This is a genomic window from Halanaerobium polyolivorans, from assembly GCF_020711195.1.
Lineage (GTDB): Bacteria > Bacillota > Halanaerobiia > Halanaerobiales > Halanaerobiaceae > Halanaerobium > Halanaerobium polyolivorans.
Genome location: NZ_JAJFAT010000001.1, coordinates 232,821 through 253,708 on the forward strand (window position 1 = coordinate 232,821; position 20,888 = coordinate 253,708).

The 20,888-nt window shown below is 30.7% G+C and carries 14 protein-coding genes, 1 pseudogene and 1 riboswitch; of the genes and pseudogenes, 4 read left to right on the forward strand and 11 right to left on the reverse strand.

The annotated features are described in order from the left end of the window. Positions 1–1,239 (reverse strand): diaminopimelate decarboxylase family protein, encoded by a 1,239-nt coding sequence (locus tag LJ207_RS01200; RefSeq protein ID WP_229343293.1) that lies wholly within the window; start codon positions 1,237–1,239, stop codon positions 1–3. 108 nt (positions 1,240–1,347) lie between these two features. Beyond that, a riboswitch (Lysine riboswitch) is annotated at positions 1,348–1,538 on the reverse strand. A gap of 251 nt (positions 1,539–1,789) precedes the next feature. Between LJ207_RS01200 and gdhA the strand changes: the two genes are divergently transcribed. Beyond that, positions 1,790–3,130, forward strand: coding sequence for an NADP-specific glutamate dehydrogenase (gene gdhA, locus LJ207_RS01205; protein ID WP_255666606.1), 1,341 nt, complete (start codon positions 1,790–1,792; stop codon positions 3,128–3,130). A 70-nt stretch (positions 3,131–3,200) separates the two neighbouring features. Here the strand turns inward: gdhA and LJ207_RS01210 are convergent, their stop codons facing one another. Both LJ207_RS01210 and LJ207_RS01215 read right to left on the reverse strand, forming a co-directional pair. Further along, positions 3,201–4,049 (reverse strand): ABC transporter permease, encoded by an 849-nt coding sequence (locus LJ207_RS01210; protein ID WP_229343295.1) that lies wholly within the window; start codon positions 4,047–4,049, stop codon positions 3,201–3,203. 57 nt (positions 4,050–4,106) lie between these two features. After that, entirely contained in the window at positions 4,107–5,285 is a 1,179-nt protein-coding gene (locus tag LJ207_RS01215; protein WP_229343297.1) for a quaternary amine ABC transporter ATP-binding protein, read from the reverse strand. Between the two features lie 434 nt (positions 5,286–5,719). On the opposite strand from LJ207_RS01215, the gene LJ207_RS01220 reads away from it, so the two are divergent. Further along, complete coding sequence (locus LJ207_RS01220; protein ID WP_229343299.1) at positions 5,720–7,309, forward strand: DEAD/DEAH box helicase; 1,590 nt, start codon at positions 5,720–5,722, stop codon at positions 7,307–7,309. 65 nt (positions 7,310–7,374) lie between these two features. Here the strand turns inward: LJ207_RS01220 and LJ207_RS12465 are convergent. Continuing rightward, a pseudogene (locus tag LJ207_RS12465) lies at positions 7,375–7,563 on the reverse strand (TIM-barrel domain-containing protein); the annotation flags it as partial. A 94-nt stretch (positions 7,564–7,657) separates the two neighbouring features. Here LJ207_RS12465 and LJ207_RS01225 point away from each other — a divergent pair. Then, positions 7,658–8,923, forward strand: a complete 1,266-nt coding sequence (locus tag LJ207_RS01225) for an ATP-binding protein (protein ID WP_229343301.1) — start codon at positions 7,658–7,660, stop codon at positions 8,921–8,923. Between the two features lie 75 nt (positions 8,924–8,998). Here the strand turns inward: LJ207_RS01225 and LJ207_RS01230 are convergent, their stop codons facing one another. Beyond that, complete coding sequence (locus LJ207_RS01230; protein WP_229343303.1) at positions 8,999–10,144, reverse strand: ribose-phosphate pyrophosphokinase; 1,146 nt, start codon at positions 10,142–10,144, stop codon at positions 8,999–9,001. Between the two features lie 140 nt (positions 10,145–10,284). After that, the gene (locus LJ207_RS01235) at positions 10,285–10,431 is read right to left on the reverse strand and encodes a hypothetical protein (protein WP_229343305.1); all 147 of its coding nucleotides are present in this window, start codon (positions 10,429–10,431) and stop codon (positions 10,285–10,287) included. A gap of 160 nt (positions 10,432–10,591) precedes the next feature. Between LJ207_RS01235 and LJ207_RS01240 the strand changes: the two genes are divergently transcribed. Next, entirely contained in the window at positions 10,592–11,848 is a 1,257-nt protein-coding gene (locus LJ207_RS01240; protein WP_229343306.1) for a Y-family DNA polymerase, read from the forward strand. A gap of 19 nt (positions 11,849–11,867) precedes the next feature. Here the strand turns inward: LJ207_RS01240 and LJ207_RS01245 are convergent, their stop codons facing one another. From LJ207_RS01245 to LJ207_RS01265, 5 genes are all read right to left on the reverse strand, one after another. Beyond that, positions 11,868–14,774: an AAA family ATPase gene (locus LJ207_RS01245; RefSeq protein WP_229343309.1), complete on the reverse strand. Its 2,907-nt coding sequence runs from the start codon at positions 14,772–14,774 to the stop codon at positions 11,868–11,870. Between the two features lie 2 nt (positions 14,775–14,776). Continuing rightward, the gene (locus tag LJ207_RS01250) at positions 14,777–16,093 is read right to left on the reverse strand and encodes a metallophosphoesterase family protein (protein ID WP_229343311.1); all 1,317 of its coding nucleotides are present in this window, start codon (positions 16,091–16,093) and stop codon (positions 14,777–14,779) included. 30 nt (positions 16,094–16,123) lie between these two features. Then, the gene (locus LJ207_RS01255) at positions 16,124–16,582 is read right to left on the reverse strand and encodes a hypothetical protein (protein ID WP_229343313.1); all 459 of its coding nucleotides are present in this window, start codon (positions 16,580–16,582) and stop codon (positions 16,124–16,126) included. A 130-nt stretch (positions 16,583–16,712) separates the two neighbouring features. Then, positions 16,713–17,072 (reverse strand): DUF4870 domain-containing protein, encoded by a 360-nt coding sequence (locus LJ207_RS01260; RefSeq protein ID WP_229343315.1) that lies wholly within the window; start codon positions 17,070–17,072, stop codon positions 16,713–16,715. A 200-nt stretch (positions 17,073–17,272) separates the two neighbouring features. Then, entirely contained in the window at positions 17,273–20,704 is a 3,432-nt protein-coding gene (locus LJ207_RS01265) for a pyruvate carboxylase (protein ID WP_229343317.1), read from the reverse strand. Positions 20,705–20,888 lie beyond the last annotated feature (184 nt).

The window sequence follows — 20,888 nt, forward strand, 5'->3', positions numbered from 1 at the left end:
TTAATAGCCTCCTATAATAGTATTAGTGTAATCTTCAAATGTTTCATCCCGCCTGATCTTTTTGACTTCTCCATCTTTAGTGTACAAAAACTCACTATTTTTCAACATACCATTATAATTAAAACCCATAGCATGACCATGAGCACCAGTATCATGTATAACTATTATATCATCTTTTTTACTTAAAGGAAGCTCTCTATTAACCGCAAATTTATCATTGTTTTCACAAAGTGATCCCACAACATCATAAATCTCCAACTCTGTTTCTGCTCTTTCTTCGGCATCAATATTACTTAAATGATGATAACTTCCATACATACCAGGTCTCATTAAGTCTGACATTGAAGCATCAAGCCCTAAATATTTTTTAAATGTTTCCTTTTCTTTAATCACCCTTGTAACTAAATATCCAGATTCTCCACTGACATATCTACCTGATTCCAGAAAAATTTTAGGACTTAAATTTTCCGCAAGAATGATCTCCTGATATGATTGATATACTGCCTCAGCAATTGCTTCTAAATCAACTTCTTGTTCTGGTAAATAGGGAATGCCAATTCCACCGCCAATATTGATAAATTCTATTTCTACTCCAAATTCATCGATTAATTCTAGAGCAAAACTAAAGATCATTTCTGTATAATCTTTAAATATGGCTGGATCATTTTCATTTGAAACCACCATTGTATGCAGTCCAAGTTTTTGAATGCCATTATCGGCTAAAAAAGAAACAGCTTTTTTAATTTGTTCTGCAGTAGAACCAAATTTAGAATCTTTAGAGTCACCCATAATTTCATTTTCAATTGAGCCTGGATTTAATCTAAAAGAAATATTTTCAGGTATAATACCATTCTCAAAGAGTTCATAAATATCAGCAGCCCAATCGATATTAATAATAGCGCCTCTATCAACCGCATATTGATAAGCATCAAGTGTGGTTAAATTAGAGGTGAACATTATGTCAGTACCTTCAAAGCCAACCTTTTCTGCCAGTTTTATTTCTGATACTGTTGCTGCATCAACTCCACAATTCATGTCTTTCATAATCTTTAAAATATGTGGATTCGGATTTGCTTTGATGGCAAAATATTCTTTGAAATCAGTCCAATTAAATGAATTAAGCAAATTATTTAACCTCTTTATAATTACTCTTTCATCATAAATATGAAAGGGAGTACCATTTTCTTCAACAATTTTTCTTATTTTCTGCTTTGGGATAGTAATATTTTTCATAGCCATAACCTACTCCATTTTTGTATTTTTTTCCAATCTAATTTTAGCATAACAAAAACTCAGCGAATTCGCTGAGTTAAATAGCTTAACCAGAGAAATCACCTCTTCCAAATCTTTTGAGATAGCTCAACACTAAAAGTCTGGATTAAACTTTTAATGACAGTTCTGCACATATTTTATGCAGACCCAGCAGTTAAATGCTTAAGCTCAATTAACCACTTCGGCGAATAAACCTTTCACTTAAAATCTTAAGCTTAAATTAAACTTTAAGTTACTAATTTATAATTCGCGCCTCTACCCCATCCAAAAAGATGAGGCATTTTCCTATTTAATTTATTCAATTTTAATATTTATAATATTACTTAGATTTAGTATATATAATTGTAGTTTTATTGTCAAGAAAATCTCAGAGATTTATTTATAGTTTAGAAATATTCTTTGTATACATGTATACTTGTTGTTGTTTAAAGTATTTTGATTGATTTTAATTCTAATCTATAATAATATAAATCTATGTGATAGTTATTTAATATTATATTTTAGAGGAGTGAGAAGTTTGAGTGCGTATACTGATAAAGTATTAAAAATGGTTAAAGAAAGAAATCCAGGTGAAGTAGAATTTCATCAAGCAGTTGAAGAAGTATTAGAATCTATTAAAGTTGTTTTTGACAAACATCCTGAATATGAAGAACATGGTATTTTAGAAAGATTGGTAGAACCAGAAAGACAGATTATCTTTAGGGTTCCCTGGGTTGATGATAATGGCAATGTACAAGTCAATCGTGGTTTTAGAATAGAGTTCAATAGTACTCTTGGCCCCTATAAAGGTGGGATTAGATTTCATCCTTCTGTTTATTCAGGTATAATAAAATTTCTTGGTTTTGAACAGATTTTTAAAAATGCTTTAACCGGACGTCCTATTGGTGGAGGTAAAGGTGGGAGTGATTTTGATCCAAAAGGAAAATCTGATGGAGAGGTAATGCGTTTTTGCCAGAGTTTTATGACAGAATTAGCTCGCCATATAGGTGATAAAACAGATGTCCCTGCAGGTGACATCGGGGTAGGCGGAAGAGAAATCGGTTATCTTTTTGGACAATATAAACGGATTAAAAATAGATATGAAGCTGGAGTATTAACTGGTAAAGGTTTAAGCTGGGGTGGAAGCCTTGTTCGTACAGAAGCAACTGGTTATGGTTTGATTTACATACTAGAAGAAATGCTTAAAGAAAACAATGTTTCACTAATTGATAAAGAGGTTGTTGTATCTGGTTCTGGTAATGTTGCAATTTATGCTGCTGAAAAGATAACTCAGTTGGGGGCTAAAGTAGTTGCAATGAGTGACTCTTCCGGACACCTTTATGATGAAAGCGGAATTGATCTAGAATATATCAAAGAGATCAAAGAAGTTAATCGGGGTAGGATTAAAGAATATTTAACTAAATATCCTGAAGCCGAATACTGTGAGGATTGTACTGATATCTGGTCAATGAAATGTGATATTGCTCTTCCCTGTGCAACTCAAAATGAAATGGATGAAGAGTCAGCCCAAAAATTAATCGATAATGGAGTAATGGCAATCGCTGAAGGGGCAAATATGCCTTTAACACCTGCAGCTGCTAAACTTATTCAGGATAATGATGTTTATTATATACCTGGTAAAGCTGCAAATGCAGGAGGAGTTGCAACCTCTGCTTTAGAAATGACCCAAAATGCAATGTGGGACCACTGGAGCTTTGATAAAGTTGATCAAAAATTACAGCAAATAATGATAAATATTTATAAAAATGCCAGTCAAGTGGCAAAAGAATACGGCTTAGAAGGTGATTTAGTGGCAGGAGCCAATATTGCTTCTTTCCACATTATTGCTGATGCAATGATCGATCATGGTGTAATATAAATAAAAGTTAAATATAAGCAAAAAACCCCGTTCTTTTATAGAGCTGGGGTTTTTTGTTCTCTTATTATTTTTAAGAATCTCTACCAAACATTCTATCTAAGACCATTGCTATAATAACTATTCCCAGACCTGCCTCAAAACCAAGTCCAATATCAACCATGTTAAGAGATCTCAATACTGGCTGTCCTAGTCCACCTGCACCAATCATAGCTGCAATAACAACCATTGATAGGGAAAGCATAATACATTGATTAATTCCCATCATTATTGACGGCATTGCTCCAGGCAGTTCAATCTTAAATAATATCTGCCACCAGTTAGCACCAAAAGCATGGCCTGCCTCTTTTAATTCTTCATCTACCTGCTTAATACCAAGATAGGTTAGTCTTATCGGGGGTGCAATTGCAAATACTACTGTTGCAATAACTCCTGAGACATTCCCAAGTCCAAAAAACATTAGAGCAGGTATTAAATAAACAAAGGGCGGGATAGTCTGCATAAAATCTAAAATAGGTCTAGTTATATAATCTATATATTTATTATGTGCTTTTAAAATTCCAATTGGTATTCCTAAAATTAAAGCTACAAGTACAGAAGTTATTATTGAAGCAAGGGTTACAACTAGTGGATCCCACATTTCTATATTATGAACTAGCCCAAGCCCTAATACCACAAATATTGCCAGCTTATAGCCTTTTAATTTCCAGGCAATTAAAGCAAATATGGCTATTAGTACAAATGGGTTAGGGAAAGCTAATACTGTTTCTACACTACTAACTATAAAGCCAATTAAAGCAGAAAAACCATCTAAAACTCCTTGGAAATTATTTATAATAAAATCAACTAGAGCCTCTACCCAATTACCCAAAGGAATTCTAGTTGTTAACAATGAGATAATTTCGTTAATCTTAATCACCATCCTTATTGAATAAAAATTGTCTTATATCAACTTATAATTTTGAGAGTATAATAATTTTTAAACATTCTCAGAGGCAAGATTAGCCAAAACGCTTGTTTTTACTATTATTCCTTCTAATTTATTTTCTTCATCTAAAACTGGTAAAGGGGTATTAATATCGGCAATTTTTGCGAAGAGCTGGTCTACTTTTTCATCAGGTTCTGCAATAGGAACATCCTGAATGATTTCTTCAATATCTTCTTTGTCTTTATTTATATACTCAACTACATCTTCAAGTTTAACTATTCCTCTATATTTTCTATTTTCACCCAGAACAAAAATACTTCCCAGTTCATTATTTCTCATTTTGTGAAGGGCAGTTCTTAGCCCATCCTGATTATAGAGCACAGCTTTGGGCTTGTCCATTATATCTTCAGCTGTTAAAACACGGGAACGATTTACATCCTGCACAAATTCTGCTACATAATCATTTTCGGCGTTTGTTAATATCTCTTCATGATTACCAATCTGTACAATTTTACCATCTTTCATAATTGCTATTCTATCACCAAGTTTAAGGGCTTCATCGAGATCATGGGTAATAAATATTATGGTTTTATCAATATGCTCATAAAGGTCTAAAAGTTTATCCTGCATATCTTTTTTTATTAATGGATCAAGAGCACTAAAAGGTTCATCCATTAAAAGCACATCTGTATCTACTGCCAGTGCTCTAGCAAGACCAACCCGCTGCTGCATTCCACCACTTAATTGATCAGGCATTTGCTCTTCCCAGCCATCAAGTCCAACCTGTTTTAAAGCTTTTTTGGCCTTTTTGCTTCTTTCCTCTTTATCCATTCCCTGTATTTCTAGACCGAATTCTGCATTTTCTTGAACCGTACGATAAGGAAAAAGAGCAAAATTTTGAAATACCATCCCGAACTTTTTTCTTCTAAATTCCCTTAATTGATCTTTATTCAACTCCATTATGTCTTTGCCATCTACTCTTATAGAACCAGATGTTGGCTCAATTAATCTGTTTAAACAGCGCAGTAAGGTTGATTTGCCACTACCTGATAGTCCCATAATGACAAAGATTTCTCCTTCTTTCACTTCAAAGCTAGCATCATTAACACCTACTGTTGCACCTGTTTTTTCGAGTATTTCGTCTTTAGATATTCCATCTTTGAGCATTTCAATTTCTTTTTTTCCTTTTCCATCAAAAATCTTATAAAGATTATTTACTTGTATTTTCAAGTTCTTCACCCCACTTGTTTTTGATTTTAAACTTTCTAAGCTCTTTAAAAACAAAAATGGTCTAGAAATGTTCATTTTTTTGAACAAATTCTAAACCATAATATTTTTCTCTATTTTTATCAGCAATAAAGCTGCTCTGATAATAATAAGCGGCAAAAATAAAAAGCAAATTTAACTCGCTTAAATAATAACAAAGAACTTCTAATTTGTCAAACCTTGAGAAAGCATGAGAATTAAATTTGACTTTAGAGATTGCTTAAGTTATACTTAATGAGTTGAATAAAAGTTAATCTAAAATAAATAGAAAATATAGCACCTAAACCTTGACTATATACTTTTAGTCAGGGGTTTTTTGTTTTTAGAATAAATTATTTGTTTAATGGATTAATAAACTTTAAAAAACGCAATAAATTAAAAAGGAAGTGGAATTAGATTTGCAAAAAATTAGATTTAATGAACTTGATGTTTCAAAAGAAATTTTAAAAGCAGTAGATGATATGGGTTTCGAAGAAACTACCCCTATTCAATCAAATGCTATTCCGGCAGTACTGGCAGGCAAAGATATTGTAGGACAGGCACAAACAGGTACAGGTAAAACAGCAGCTTTTGGTATCCCATTATTAGAAGAGATGGATGCTGATAACAAGGATCCTCAAGCTATTATACTCTGCCCAACAAGAGAACTTGCAATCCAGGTATCTGAGGAATTAAAGAGATTAGCTAAATACAAAAAAAGAATTTATACTTTACCTGTTTATGGAGGCCAATCAATTAAAAGACAAATCAGAGCTCTAAAAAAAGGAGTTCAGATTGTTATTGGTACCCCAGGTAGGGTTATGGATCATATCAGAAGAGGCACATTAAAATTAGAACAAATTAATTATTTTGTACTTGATGAAGCAGATGTTATGTTAGATATGGGCTTTATAGATGATATAGAAACTGTTTTAAGAGATATTCCAGATGATAGACAAACTCTCTTCTTTTCTGCTACAATTCCTAAATCTATTCGTAGATTAAGTAGAAAATATCAAAAAAATTCTCAGTTTTTGAAAGTGGCCCACGAAAAGTTAACTGTTCCTTCTATAGAGCAGTACTATTATGAATTAAGAAGACATGATAAATTAAAAGCACTTAGCAGATTACTTGATCTCAATAATCCGGAGTTAGCAATTGTATTTTGTAATACTAGAAAAATGGTTGATGAATTAAATATTAAATTACAGGCTCGGGGTTATTTATCTGATGCAATCCATGGTGGCTTAAACCAAAATCAGCGCGATCGAGTAATGGGTAAATTCAGAAATGGTATAATTGAAATACTGGTTGCAACTGATGTAGCTGCTAGAGGAATTGATGTTGATGATATTGAAGCGGTCTTCAATTATGACCTGCCTCAAGATACTGACTATTATGTGCATAGAATTGGTCGTACTGGTAGAGCAGGTAAAAGTGGGAAAGCTTTTAGTTTTGTAGTTGGTAAGGATATATATAAATTAAGAGATATTCAAAAATATACTAAAACTAAAATCAAAAGAGATAAAATTCCTAGTGCTGATGATATAGAAGAAGCTAAGTTCGAACTATTTAACGAAGAGCTTAGTGCTTATATTGAATCAGAAAAACTGGAAAAATATATTGAACTGATAGAAAATATTATTGATGAAGAATACTCAGCTATAGAAATTGCAGCAGCCTTAATGAAAAAGTCATTAAATAAAGTTGAAGATCTTGCTGAAGAAAAAGTTGTATCACCTAATTTTGGTGACACAGGTGCAGAACCAGGTATGGTTAGATTATTTATCAATATAGGTAAAAAAGATAGAATATCACCCCGACATATTGTCGGAGCGATTGCAGGCGAAACCGGTCTTCCCGGCGGCCTTATTGGAGCAATAGATATTTATGATAATTTCACCTTTGTAGAAGTACCAAGAGAAAAAGGACATGATGTTTTAGAAATTATGAAAAATAATTATATTAAAGGCAATAAAATAAATATTGAAACTGCAAAAGCAAAATAGAAAATATTTTTAAAGGGTCTGAGAATTTTAATTCTTAGACCCTTTTTGGCTTTATTATTATATTTTTAAAGCAATTTTTTTACTAAATCTCTTGTAATAATGCTTGTGAGAACAATTTTATAAATAAATACTTTGTTATTAAGGTATTTACAAAAATAATCATTTTTCATAGCTTTTTTATATAATTCATATTCTGGATCTTTTTTGATTCCTGGATCAACAATTCTTAGTGCTTTAACCCCATTATCTGCTAGCTTTTTTGCAAAAAATTATTTCTATCTATAAATCCGTCAATATTTTTGCTATAATTATTTTAACTTAACTTAAACAAAGGAAGTGAATATATTAATGAGTTATAGCAAAAATGAAATAATTGAATCTATCTCCTCTTTGGAGCAGCTGATACTTTATAGAGATTTTACTAAAAATGATCTCTTAGCAAAAATTAAAACTCAACTATTAGTCCAAGGCTCTGAAGATAAGTTTAGTTTCAGTCAGATTATAAATGAGTTGGTAGAATTTAATGAAAAGCTGGGTCTTAAAGGTGATATTTTTAAAAATTATTTAAAAGGTATTTTTATTAATGATCAAAATAGCTTTTCTTTAACAGCTGAAAAAAATACTATTGCAAAAAATTCTAGTCTTTATCAGCTTGCTTATAATGACATTGAAGTAATTAGGCAAGTTCTTAAAATTAATTTTTCTGATTTAATTAAAGCTTTTAATTTAAAAAATTACTCTTTTTTAGCTTCTTATCAAGCTCAGACAATAAATAATAAGAATCTTAAAATGTATAACTATATATTTGATAATCAATCTAAGCTTGAAGATTGCCTAAAAAATATTAATAATTTCTATCAAAAGTTTGGGACTGCATTATTAAATCAAAGCTCTGCTTTTTACTGGAAGAATTCTGCATTAAAGCTTGTTAAAAATCCTGATAAAATTAGATTTGAACAAATTATTGCTTATCAGAAGCAACAAGATAAATTGATTAATAATACAAAGAGTTTTCTCAATGACAAAAAAGCCCATAATGTCTTATTATATGGTGATAGTGGTACCGGTAAATCCTCTTCTGTTAAAGCACTTTTAAATGAATTTCAAGATCAGGGGTTAAGATTAATTGAAATCAATTCTTCACAAATTAAAGAACTATCAGAAATAATGGAATATTTAAGTCAAAGAGGTTTATATTTTATTATTTTCATGGATGATCTTTCATTTGAAGAATTTGAAACCGATTATAAAGATCTAAAGGCAATTATGGAGGGAGGAATTGAGTCTAAACCAGATAATGTACTCTTTTATGCAACCAGTAATCGCCGCCATTTAGTTAGAGAAAAGTGGCAGGATAGAAAATCTGAAGTTCATAAAAATGACATCTTAAATGAAAAATTATCACTTGCTGAAAGATTTGGCCTCACACTTATGTATAATAATCCTGATCAAGAAAAATATTTAAAAATAGTTAGAGAGATTGCTGCTCAAGAAGATATAGATATTGAGGCTTCTCTACTTGAAGATAAAGCTTTAAAATGGAGTAAATGGCATAATGGTAGATCAGGTAGAACTGCCCGACAATTTATTGATCAACTTCTAAAATTAAAATAATTTTAACTATTAAAACCAGCAGAGTCATAATTGACTTTGCTGGTTTTTGAAATCTAGAGTATATTTACTTAAAACTTATAAAATTCCTTTGATTTTATCTGTAGCATCAAGCAGTGGACTTACCGAATCATCATAATTAACAGTATCAATCAAATGAGCAATTAGTCTTGACATATCTACCTCTTCAAACCAATCTGCATCTTTAAATTCTTGAGGTATATAGGTTAAATTAGTTGAAAATAATTTTTGGATATAGCCCTTTTCATAATACTCATTCATTTTTTCAATACCATTTGTGAAAAAGGTAAAAGAAACTGCTACATAGATGTTTCTGGCATTTTTCTTTTTTAATTCTTTTGAAATATCAAAAACAGAACCTCCGGAAGCAATCATATCATCAACTATTAAAACATCTTTTCCCTCAACTTCTGCTCCCATATATTCATGCTGTATAATAGGATTTTGTCCATTAACAATTGTTTTGTAGTCTCTTCTTTTATAAAATAAACCAACATCTGAACCCAGAACTCCTGCATAATAAATTGCTCTATTCATAGCCCCGGTATCTGGAGAAATGACCATTAATTTGTCTTGATCCAGGTCAAGGTCCTTTTCTACTCTTTTAAGAGCTTTAATAATTTGGTAAGTAGAATGTAAGCTTTCAAAACCTGTTTGTGGAATTGCATTTTGTACCTTTGGTTCATGAGCATCAAAAGTAAATATATTTTCAACCCCGAGGTTTTCTAGCTCCTGCAGCGCCATTGCACAATCAAGTGATTCCCGGCTGTTTCTTTTATCCTGTCTGCTTTCATATAAAAGAGGCATTATCACATGAATCCTTCTTGCTTTACCTGCTATAGCTGAAATTAATCTTTTTATATCCTGAAAATGATCATCAGGACTCATCCGATTTTCCTGGCCAAACATATTATAGCTTACACTATAATTACCAATATCAGCTATGATAAAAATATCTTTACCACGAATAGTTTCCTTTAAATGTCCTTTTGCTTCTCCATTAGAAAATCTTACAATCTCACTCTCAATAATATAAGAATCCTGTAATTTTTCAACATGATATTCTTCTGGACATTCAGCTAACATCTCTTTTCTTTTTTGCACAAGGTATTTATCGATTTTCTGCCCTAAATCTTCACAACTTTTGTGTACAATAATCCCTAATTGCCCAAATGGTATTTTTTTGAAATTATCTTCTTCCACTTTGTTAATCCACCTCATTTAAAAATTATAATATTTCTTTGTTGAATTAGAATGTGATTAATAGCTTCATATACAACTAATATTGTATATCATTATTGATAACTATTGCAAGTTAAATTTTAAAAAAGCAAATCTAAGTTCTAGTTTAGAAAAAAATGCATCAAAATACCAGCTGTACTACCTATTAATATTGCTGCAAGAATTCCTTTGGCAAGATTTAAATCAAAATAATTTATAACTGCTGCTGACAATGCACCGATAAAAGCGTAAAAAATTAATCTACGCAATAAAAATTACCTCCCCTTTATTAAAAAATTCTTAAATTAAGTATATCAATTTTTATGTAAATTTAAAAGCTAAATTAAACAAACTTATGTTTGCATAATAAGAAGTTTTTTGTTAAAATAATATAAAACACTTGTTCGTATTAATAAAAAGGGGGTCAAAATGAAAATCGATTATAAAAATGCTCCAAATGACAATATATTATGTGTTGATATGAAGGCTTTTTATGCAAGTATAGAATTAATTAAAAGAAATTTAAATCCTTTAGAAGCCCATCTCGCAGTTGTTGGGGATAAAAAACGCAAAGGTTCTGTAGTTTTAGCTACCTCTACAGCTTTAAAAGAAAAATATGGCATTCATACCGGAAGCAGACTTTTTGAAATCCCTCAACATGATGAAATTATAATTGCTGAAGCTAATATGCAGTTATATCTTGATATTTCAATGGAAATAACTAAACTTTTTAATTCATTTGTACCGTTGAATTCTATTCATATTTATTCTATAGATGAAGCCTGGCTAAATTTAAATGGTACTGAAAAAAAGTATGGTGGCAGTTTAACTACTGCTAAAAAAATTAAACAAAAAATTTGGGATAAATTTTCTCTGCTCTGCAGCATGGCAGTTGCTCCCAATATGTTTTTAGCCAAAGTCGCTATGGATATTGAAGGTAAAAAAGTTGGCTTATGTAAGTGGGACTATTCTGATGTAAAGACTAAACTCTGGCCTATTAAATTGTCAAAATGCTGGGGAATCGGGAAAAAAACAGAAAAAAAACTAAATTCAATTGGAATCTTTAAAGTTGGAGAGCTAGCTAAATTACCTCTAAGTTATTTAGAGAATAAATTTGGTATAATAGGTAATCAATTATATTATCATGCTTGGGGAATTGATTATTCTAAACTGGAAGGTCATTATCAAGATAACAGACATAATATTGGAAGAGGGATTACTCTACTCAGAGATTATAATGATCTTGAAGAAATTAAAACCGTTATTTTTAATCTGGCTGAAGAAGTTGCTAAAAGAGCCAGACATAATAATCTAAGAGCTAAAACTATTAAATTAAGTCTTTCTTTCTCCTATCAAGAAAGCGAAAAAGGATTTAGCAGACAAACGACAATTAAAAAAGCTACTAATTTAAGCCAGGATATTTTTGCCGCTGCTATTTTTCTTCTCCAAAAATATTATCGGGGAGAAACGCTAAGAAAAGTTACTTTATCACTTGGTAATTTTTCAAATAATAGTTATAGACAATTAAAACTCTTTGGAAGTGATGAGAAAAAAATAAAAATTAATCAAATTAGAGATCAACTAGAAAAACAATTAGGCCATGATGCTTTATTTTATGCACGGAATATTCAAAAAGGAAGTGTAAAAAATAAAATAGACAATACCATAGGCGGCCATAAAAAGTAGCCGCCTCAATAATCTCTATTTAGTTAAAAGGTGTTTCTCTAAGGTGTTTCTCTAAAGAATCTGCATTTGTCAGCTCAAAACTACCATTTTCTAATTTCCAATACTGAGCAGATTGAGAAATATTTTTTAGACATTTTATTAAATGTGGATGACAGCTTAAAAGAAAAACTTGATGAGTTTTAGCAAGCTTAGAAATTACTTTAACAGTATTAAATAAATGGCTGTGATCGAAATTAACTAATGAATCATCTAAAACAACTGGTAAATGAGGCTTGATCTCATTTATTCTACTCAAGCGTACTGCTAAAAAGAGCTGTTCCATTGTTCCTCTGCTTAAATAATCAACACTATTAAAACTTTTTCCATCTGCTAATACAGTTTTGAATTCTGTATCTTTAATATCACCTGAAGTTTGAATAGACTTATATTCATCTGAAGTTATTTCTGCCAAAATATCAGCTGCAGGCTTTAAGAGCTCAGCTTCAGCTCTAGTGATAAATCTCTCTCTCAACTTATTTAAAATAAAATAAACACTTTTATTTACTGCATATCTTTCGGCAAGATTTCTCAAATCACTTCTAGCATCATTAATTTTTTGATGAGCTTTTTGAACATCCTTTGAAGATGCTAATTTTTCAATTTCATTTTTTAAGCTATTGACCTTTTCTTGCAATAATTTTTTTTCTTTTTTCTTTTCAGCCAACTCTTTAGTACTCTCATTATATGCTTTTTCTACAGCTTGAAGCGAAGAAAAACCCTGAAAAAGTTTTTTGAATGACTGCAATGTTCCTATTTCATTATCTATTCCTTCTTCTTGCCTAAAATAATGAAAAAGATAACTGCGAATTCTATCTGAAGAGTTGAAACTAGCACTAAGCTTTTCTTTTTTATTTGCATATTCTGCTTCAATTTTTTTAAATTCTAAAAATGCTTCTACTTTATCAAGATAGTTATTTAAAGCAGATAAAAGATTATTATCAAATTTAATTTCTTCTTTATTTAAGAAATTCTGGATTTCAGTTTCAAGACTATGATATTTTTCTGCAACAAGATTAAAGTTATTAACTATTTCCAAATAATCTGCGATATTTTCAAACTCAATCAAAATTTCTTGATATTTACTAAGTAATCTATTCTCATCTAATTCTAGTCTTTGATTATCAGTATATTGATAAACTTCATCAATTATTACAAATATTTTATTAAAGAAAAGCTCTAATTCTTCTCTTTTTTTCCTCAGTTTTTCTTGATCTTTATTTAATAAATTTAATCTACTTTTTTTATCTTGAATCATCCGATAATAATCACTTATAATATCAAAGTTATGGCTATCTTTGATGCCTAGTTCAAAGCGATAACTGTTTAATTCCTGCTCATAAGCCTCTAATTTCTGTTTAAGTTCTTCTAACTTCAAATTAGTTTTCTTGATTTTTTTCTCATTTGCTTTAATTTTAGACTCTATTTCTTTTCTTTCATTTTCTTTCTCTAAAAGCGGTTTATATTGGGTAGAAAAATAAATATAGCTTAAAAATAAAGTAGCAAGCAAAGTAATTAAAGCTGCACTTAAATTATAGAAAGTAAGAAAAATAGAAAGCAGAAAAGATAGAAAGCCGAAAAGATAAGTTTTTCTAAGAGTAGAATTTAGATTATAATTCTGGTATTCTTTCATTTCTGCTTGAAAAATCTCAAGTTTTTCTTTTAACTCTTCTTTTTCTTTTGTTATGGTATTAAGCTCCTGTTTTGTGTTTTTAAAAGTTTCTATTTTGCTGCTCAAATCTTTTTGTTTGATCTTATCAATCTCTATATTTTTAATTTCTTGAAGTGGTTGTTTCCAATCAGAATTAATCTCTTTTAATTCAGTTTCTAGAATATTTCTTTTTTCATTTAATTCACTTTTTGTTTCTAAATAATTTTTTGTTTTTTCTTCAATTACTTCTTTTTTTGAATTAGATCTATTTATTTGTCCAGATTTTTCTATAATAATCTCTAAAAATTCATTCCTGGATCCTGGATTAGTTAATGAGTTGAGCTTGTTTTTTTCTCTTTGATAATTAGCTTTTAAATCTTTATAACTTTCTTTTAAAGAAAGTGCCTGCTCATAATTTTCTCTGCTGCATTTTTTTGCATGGCAATCTTTTAGAGAAAACTGATCTAATTTAAATTTAAGTTCTTCAATTTCTTTATATTTTTGATAATTATTTTTTAAAAGATCAAACAAAAATTCTTTTTTCCTTAAGTTTTCACTTTCTGCCTCAATTGTTTCCAGCTGCTTTTCTTTTTCGGCAAGTTCTTTTCTTTTTGCTATAAATTCATCTAACTGTTTTAAAGCTTTATCTTTATCTTTTTCTGCATCTTTAATCTGCTTATAATAGCTTTTAAATTGGCTGACATTGCTGCTGCCCAGTTTGCCTCCAATTTTTACAGAGTCTCTAAAATAAGCATCTGCTATTTCTGGAACCTTGATTAATTCAGAAAGACCTGCTCCAAGCAGTAAAGAAAAAATCTTTTTTTCTTCTTTGTTATTATTAGCTACTTTAGATAAATTCTGTAGTTCATCTAAACTTATAGTAAATAGTTGTTGGTATGTTAACCTATCAAGATTGTTAAATAGCTGAGCAGCATCTACAGCAGGATCATTATCTGTATTATTGCTTGAATTAAGCTTTGCTTTGGCAAAACCTTCTAAAATCAAAGTATAGTTTTTCTTATCTTTTTTTATTTCTGTTTCTATATAATATTGTTCTCGTGCAGGAGGTATAGAGCCACCTTGGGGTAATCCATAAGGAAGGTTTTTAATTATATTTAAAAAACTGCTTTTACCAGAACGATTATATCCACCTATAACAACCAGCCCATCTGCTAAATCTTCTAAATACTGATTATTAAAAATACCAAAATCTCTAATATAAATATTTTTAAGTTTCAATATTAATCTCCACCTTCAATTAATTCAGATATTATAATTTTTTCGCTTTCAGCCAAAATTTCTTTTTTTAAGTCTTGACTAGCGAAAAATCTATCATTTTCTCGATCTTCAGCTTCAGGATCACCCTGCCATATTTCTCCCCATTCATCTAAGAGAGCTTCTTCTAGTTCCGGATCTTCTAAAAGATCTGCCAGCAAATTTTCAAGCTCTTTAAAAAGCTGATTTTTTTCTTTTAAATTATCAAGTTCAGGCAGTTTATCTGCAGTTCTTAGAACAATTGAGTGAGACCACAAAAAAGGTCTTTGTTTTGCGAATACTGATCTGAGGTCACTTAAAAGGCTGTTTTCTATTTCTTTTCTGTCATTTTTAATATATTGGTTAACTTCAGACCTACCTTGAATTAGCCAGCGAATTATATAGCCCTCAACAACCTCACTTTTAGGGCTATTGACGAGATCATTTAAGATCTTTTCTGCCTGATTAAAAACCTGTTTTTTTAAATGAGAGATATTTTTTAATTCATCTTTTTCACTGATATCAATAGTAATATTTTTAAATACTATTGGAGCAAGCTTAATAAATTCTTTTTTTATTTTCATATCTTGATCAACTTCAAGCAATAAACAGCCTTTAATCCCATCTTCATTAATATCTCTACCTTGAATTGTTCCTGAATAAGCTAATACAGGATTAACTTTATTTATCTCTTGATATTGGTGAATATGTCCTAAAGCCCAGTAATGGATATCTTCTTTAGACAATAACTCACTTTTGGTAACCGGAACATATCTCCTGCTATCTGCTTTTAAAGCGGTATGAAGAAGAGCTAAATTGAAGACTGATTTATCAGGTGGTGTAAAGAAGTTATACATGCTTCGCGACTCAAATTTCTGTCTATATGATTGGCCCAATATCCTAGCTTTAACTTGGTTATTTTTCTTGAATTCTTTGATTTCAACTTCTTCACTAGAAAAGAAATGTACATTTTCTGGTAGTTCAAAAGGTTCTTTTTTTCTGCCAGCTGGATCATGATTACCAGAAATAATATAAACAAAAATATTTTCTTTGTCTAATTTTTGACATAGCTCAAGAAAAAAACGGCTAGAGTTGACTGATCTTGCTTCTCTATCATATAGGTCTCCTGAAATAACAATAAAATCCACCTTTTCTCTAATAGCTATATTAACCAGTCTCTCAAGTGATTTTTTATCTGCCTGAGTAAAAATCTCTAATAGCTCCTCATCTGGATTACCCCCATAACTTAAGGGTCTTCCTAGATGAATGTCTGCTGTATGAATAAATTTAATTTTATTAGTCATTATAAACCCCCAAAAAAAATAGATCTTAAATTAACTATAATCTCTTTCAGTTCTATTTTCCCATTTGACAAAAAACCAGCTAAAAACAAATATTTGAATTGCTGCTTTTGCCAGTGCAGTCAAATGATCTGTTAATAATAAATCTCTATAAATAAAGCCTTCTATAGAACCGGCTGCAGGAAAAAGACTGCCAAGAATTGATAAACCCAAAATTAGAAAAAATAACTTTAACAAAGCATACTCGCTTTTAATAATTATCCCATAAAAAGGATATAAAATTGCAGCTAAAAATAATCCCCGTAACAACTGCCATAAAAGAGCAGTTCTTAAAATTAAGGAATTGCTGGCTCTAAGGCTTTCAAAATGCTCAATGCTGATAAAAATATTAGCATAACTCTGGACATTCATAAATAAGACCCCAATAAAAACATATGTAATTAAATGGACAATAGTAAATCTTAGCAAAAAATAATAAAACTTTTTTCCCATGCTCTTCTCCCCCAAATTCATTCTAACTATAATTTTCTATATAAGTTTTGTTAATCCTTTTATTATCAAAAATATTTAACAAAATAAAGCCTGCAGATATTTAATTTCTACAGGCCCTAAATTTTTAGTATTATTTTTTTTGATCATCAAAACTTTCTCCAAAAACCATTTCTTCTGCTGCATCACCAATAAAGGGCAGTTTATAAACTTCTCCAATATAAGCTTTATACATTAATAAAATCCAGAGTATAGTTCCAAAAAAAGTAATAACAGAAGCTATTATTAGCCCTATTCCGGGAATTATAAGAATAAGTGAAGATACGATAAATAAAGAGAAAAAAGTTAATAATGACTGCATGGCATGAAATCGCACATGATTATTTTCTTTTTCAAAAAAGAGAAAAAATAATCCTGTAACCCAGATTCCAGCATAACAGAGTATAGATTCTATATTCTCATCCATTCCTAAAGAAGTTTTCTTATGATACATAGCTATTCCCCCTTCTGTTTCTCAATTCAAATATAAATATTTTAAACACAAGGTGAACCTTTAGTATCTATCTTTATGATATCATATTTAAGAGAAAATTACATTCTAATTTGAAGAATAATAATTTAAAGTATTTGAAAATTTTAAAACCCTGCTCAAAATTAAGAGCAGGGTATAATAAATCAGTTTTATTTTTTAGCTTACTCAAGTTCCATAATTAATTCTCCAGATTCAAGCTGTTGTCCTCTGCTGACATGGATAGAACTAACTACTCCATCAACTGGTGCAGTAATATTAGTTTCCATTTTCATTGCTTCCATGATAACTAAACTCTGATTCTTCTCAATTTCTTCGCCCTCTTCTACCAGAATTTCAACAATATTACCTGGTAAACTGGCTCCTATTTCAAGCTCATTATCAGGATCAGCAAATTGTTGAGATGAACCATCTACAACAACGTTAGTTGCCTCATCTAAGATTTCTATTTCTCTCCTAAAACCATTTACTTCAAAATCAAGTCTTCTGTAACCTCTATCATTAACCTTGCCAATTTCAAGTAATTTAACAACAAGTGTTTTTCCTTCTTCCAGTTTTATTTCACTGGTTTCACCTTCAGAAAGAGCATGGAAATATATATCACTACCCATATAGCTTAAATCTCCATATTGATCAAGATAATCTAGATAATCTTGATAAACTTTTGGATAGAGAGAATAACTTACAAGTTCTTTTTGAGTAGCATCTTTATTGTATTTATCTTTTAATATTTTGTTTGCTTCTTCAAAATCGAAAGGCTCAAGAAGAGTACCAGGTCTAACTGTGATTGGCTCTTCACCTTTGAGTACCAGTTTTTGTAAATCTTCTGGAAATCCTCCTGGAGGCTGGCCTAACATACCTTTGAAATAAGCATGTACTGAATCTGGGAAAGCCATATTTTTAGCTTTTTCAATAATATTGTCAGGAGTTAAATCATTTTTAACCATAAAGATAGCTAAATCTCCAACTACCTTTGAAGATGGTGTTACCTTTGGTATATCTCCTAACATAAAGTTAACTTTTCTATACATTTCTTTTACTTCTTTAAATCTGTGACCAAGGCCAAGACTTTCGACCTGTGGTTTTAGATTAGAATATTGTCCACCGGGAATTTCATATTTATAGATCTCTGCAGTACCAGATTTAAGATCAGATTCAAACTCAGCATAAACTGGTCTTACTGCTCCCCAGTAATTAGATATTTTTTGCAGATTTTCTATATCAATATCTGGTTGTCTATAAGTGTTTTCTAAAGCAGCAACAATTGAATTTAAAGGTGGTTGACTTGTTAATCCAGCCATTGTATTAAAGGCGGTATCAATTATATCAACTCCAGCTTCTGCAGCCATCAGTAAAGTAGCTACACCATTTCCACTTGTATCATGAGTGTGGAGATGAATTGGAATAGAAATCTCTGCCTTTAAAGCTTTAATCAATTCATATGCTGCATAAGGTTTTAACAAACCTGCCATATCTTTGATACCCAGTATATGAGCACCCATATCTTCAATTCTTCTGGCTAAATCTAAATAGTAGTCGAGATCGAATTTATCTCTTTCATGGTCTAAGATATCACCAGTATAGCAAATAGAAACTTCTGCAATCTTATCATTTTTAACTACCTCATCAATTGAAACTTCCATACCAGGAAGCCAATTTAAAGAGTCAAAAATACGGAAAACATCAATCCCAGCATCTGAAGCTTCCTGAACTAAATTTCTAATTACATTGTCGGGATAATTTTTATAACCGACTCCATTTGAACCTCTTAATAGCATCTGAAATAAGATGTTCGGTATTTTATCTCTTAATCTTTCTATTCTTTCCCAGGGAGATTCCTTTAAAAATCTATAAGAAACATCAAAGGTAGCTCCACCCCACATTTCCAGTGAAAACAGATTAGAGGCTAAATGAGAGGTTGCTTCAGCAATTTTTTCCATATCAACTGTTCTCATTCTTGTGGCCATTAATGACTGATGAGCATCTCTGTAAGTTGTATCAGTTAAAAGGATTTCTTCTTTGTTTTTAATCCATTCAACTAATGCATCAGGTCCTTCCTTTTCTAAAAGTTGTCTTGAACCACTTAAATTATCAATTTTTTCGAATTTAGGAACTTTAGGTACATCAAAGTCTGGTTTATGACCACGTGTTTTATTAACAATTATTTCCCCTAAATATTTTAAAATATTATATTCTTGATTAGATCTAGGAGTAATATTAAATAAATCAGGATTGTTTTCTATAAAACCTGTATCACAAAGTCCTTTTTTGAAATCTTCATGATTTAAAACATTAATCAAAAAGGAAGCATTTGTTTTAACTCCCCTAACTTTCATCTCTTCAACTGAACGAAGCACTTTACGTACAGCATCCTCAAAGGTTCTAGACCAAGAAATAGTCTTAACTAAAAGACTGTCATAATAAGGCTGGATAATTGAACCTGTGTATCCATTTCCCCCGTCAAGTCTGATTCCAAATCCGGAGCCTGTACGGTAATGATCAAGTTTGCCTGTATCAGGTATAAAATTATTTGTAGGATCTTCAGTAGTAACTCTACACTGAATAGAATAACCTCTAACCTCTATTGCATCCTGAGATTTAATGTCTATTTGAGGAGAATCAAGCCTATAACCTTCGGCGATTAGGATTTGACTCTGAACAATATCAATACCTGTAACCATTTCACTAACTGTATGTTCTACCTGAATTCTGGGATTAACTTCTATAAAATAATGATTATCATATTTATCAACTAAAAACTCAACTGTTCCAGCATTCTTATAACCTGCACCTTCACAGAGTTTTATAGCATCGTCTAAAATTTCATTTCTTTTTTTCTCACTTAAAGCAATTGCTGGTGTGAACTCAACAATTTTTTGATGTCTTCTTTGAATTGAACAGTCTCTTTCATATAGATGAACGATATTTCCATGTTCATCACCAAGAATTTGCACCTCTATGTGTTTGGGATTTTCAAGATATTTTTCAACAAAAATATCGTCAACACCAAAGGCTTTGCGAGCTTCCTCACAAGCATCCCTAAAAGATTCTATTAATTCATCATCAGATCTCACAATTCTCATCCCACGGCCACCACCACCTGCAGCAGCTTTAAGCATTAAGGGATATTCATTCTTTTTAGCAAATTCTTTAATTTCATCTTCATTTTTGATAGGTCTTTCTAAACCTGGAATGGTAGGAACCCCAAATTTATTAGCTAAAATTTTAGATTGAATTTTATCACCTAATTTATCCATAATTTCAGCATCAGGTCCTATGAATTTAATATCTGCTTCCTGACATTTACGAACAAATTCTGGATTTTCTGCTAAAAACCCATAACCAGGATGGATTGCATCCACATCTTTTTTAATTGCTAAATCAATAATTTCATTAATACTCAGATAAGCTTCGATTGGTCCTTTGTTACCACCAATTTGATAAGCTTCATCTGCTTTAGTTTTAAATAGAGCAGTTTTATCTTCTTCAGAATAAATTGCTACAGTTCTAATACCTAATTCTTGACAGGCCCTAATTACTCTAATTGCTATTTCTCCTCGATTGGCCACTAATACTCTTTTAAACTTTTTTGGCATACTCTAATCTCCCTTCATAGAAAATAATTGTCTAATTAAATTACATATATTTAATAAAATCCTACCTAGTTTTAGGTAGAAATTATTAAAAAACTATTTTACTTCCCAATATTTTTTATAGTATATCATATTTATTTAGCAATATCTAATTTAGGCTTAGATTTATAATATTTAAAATAATATG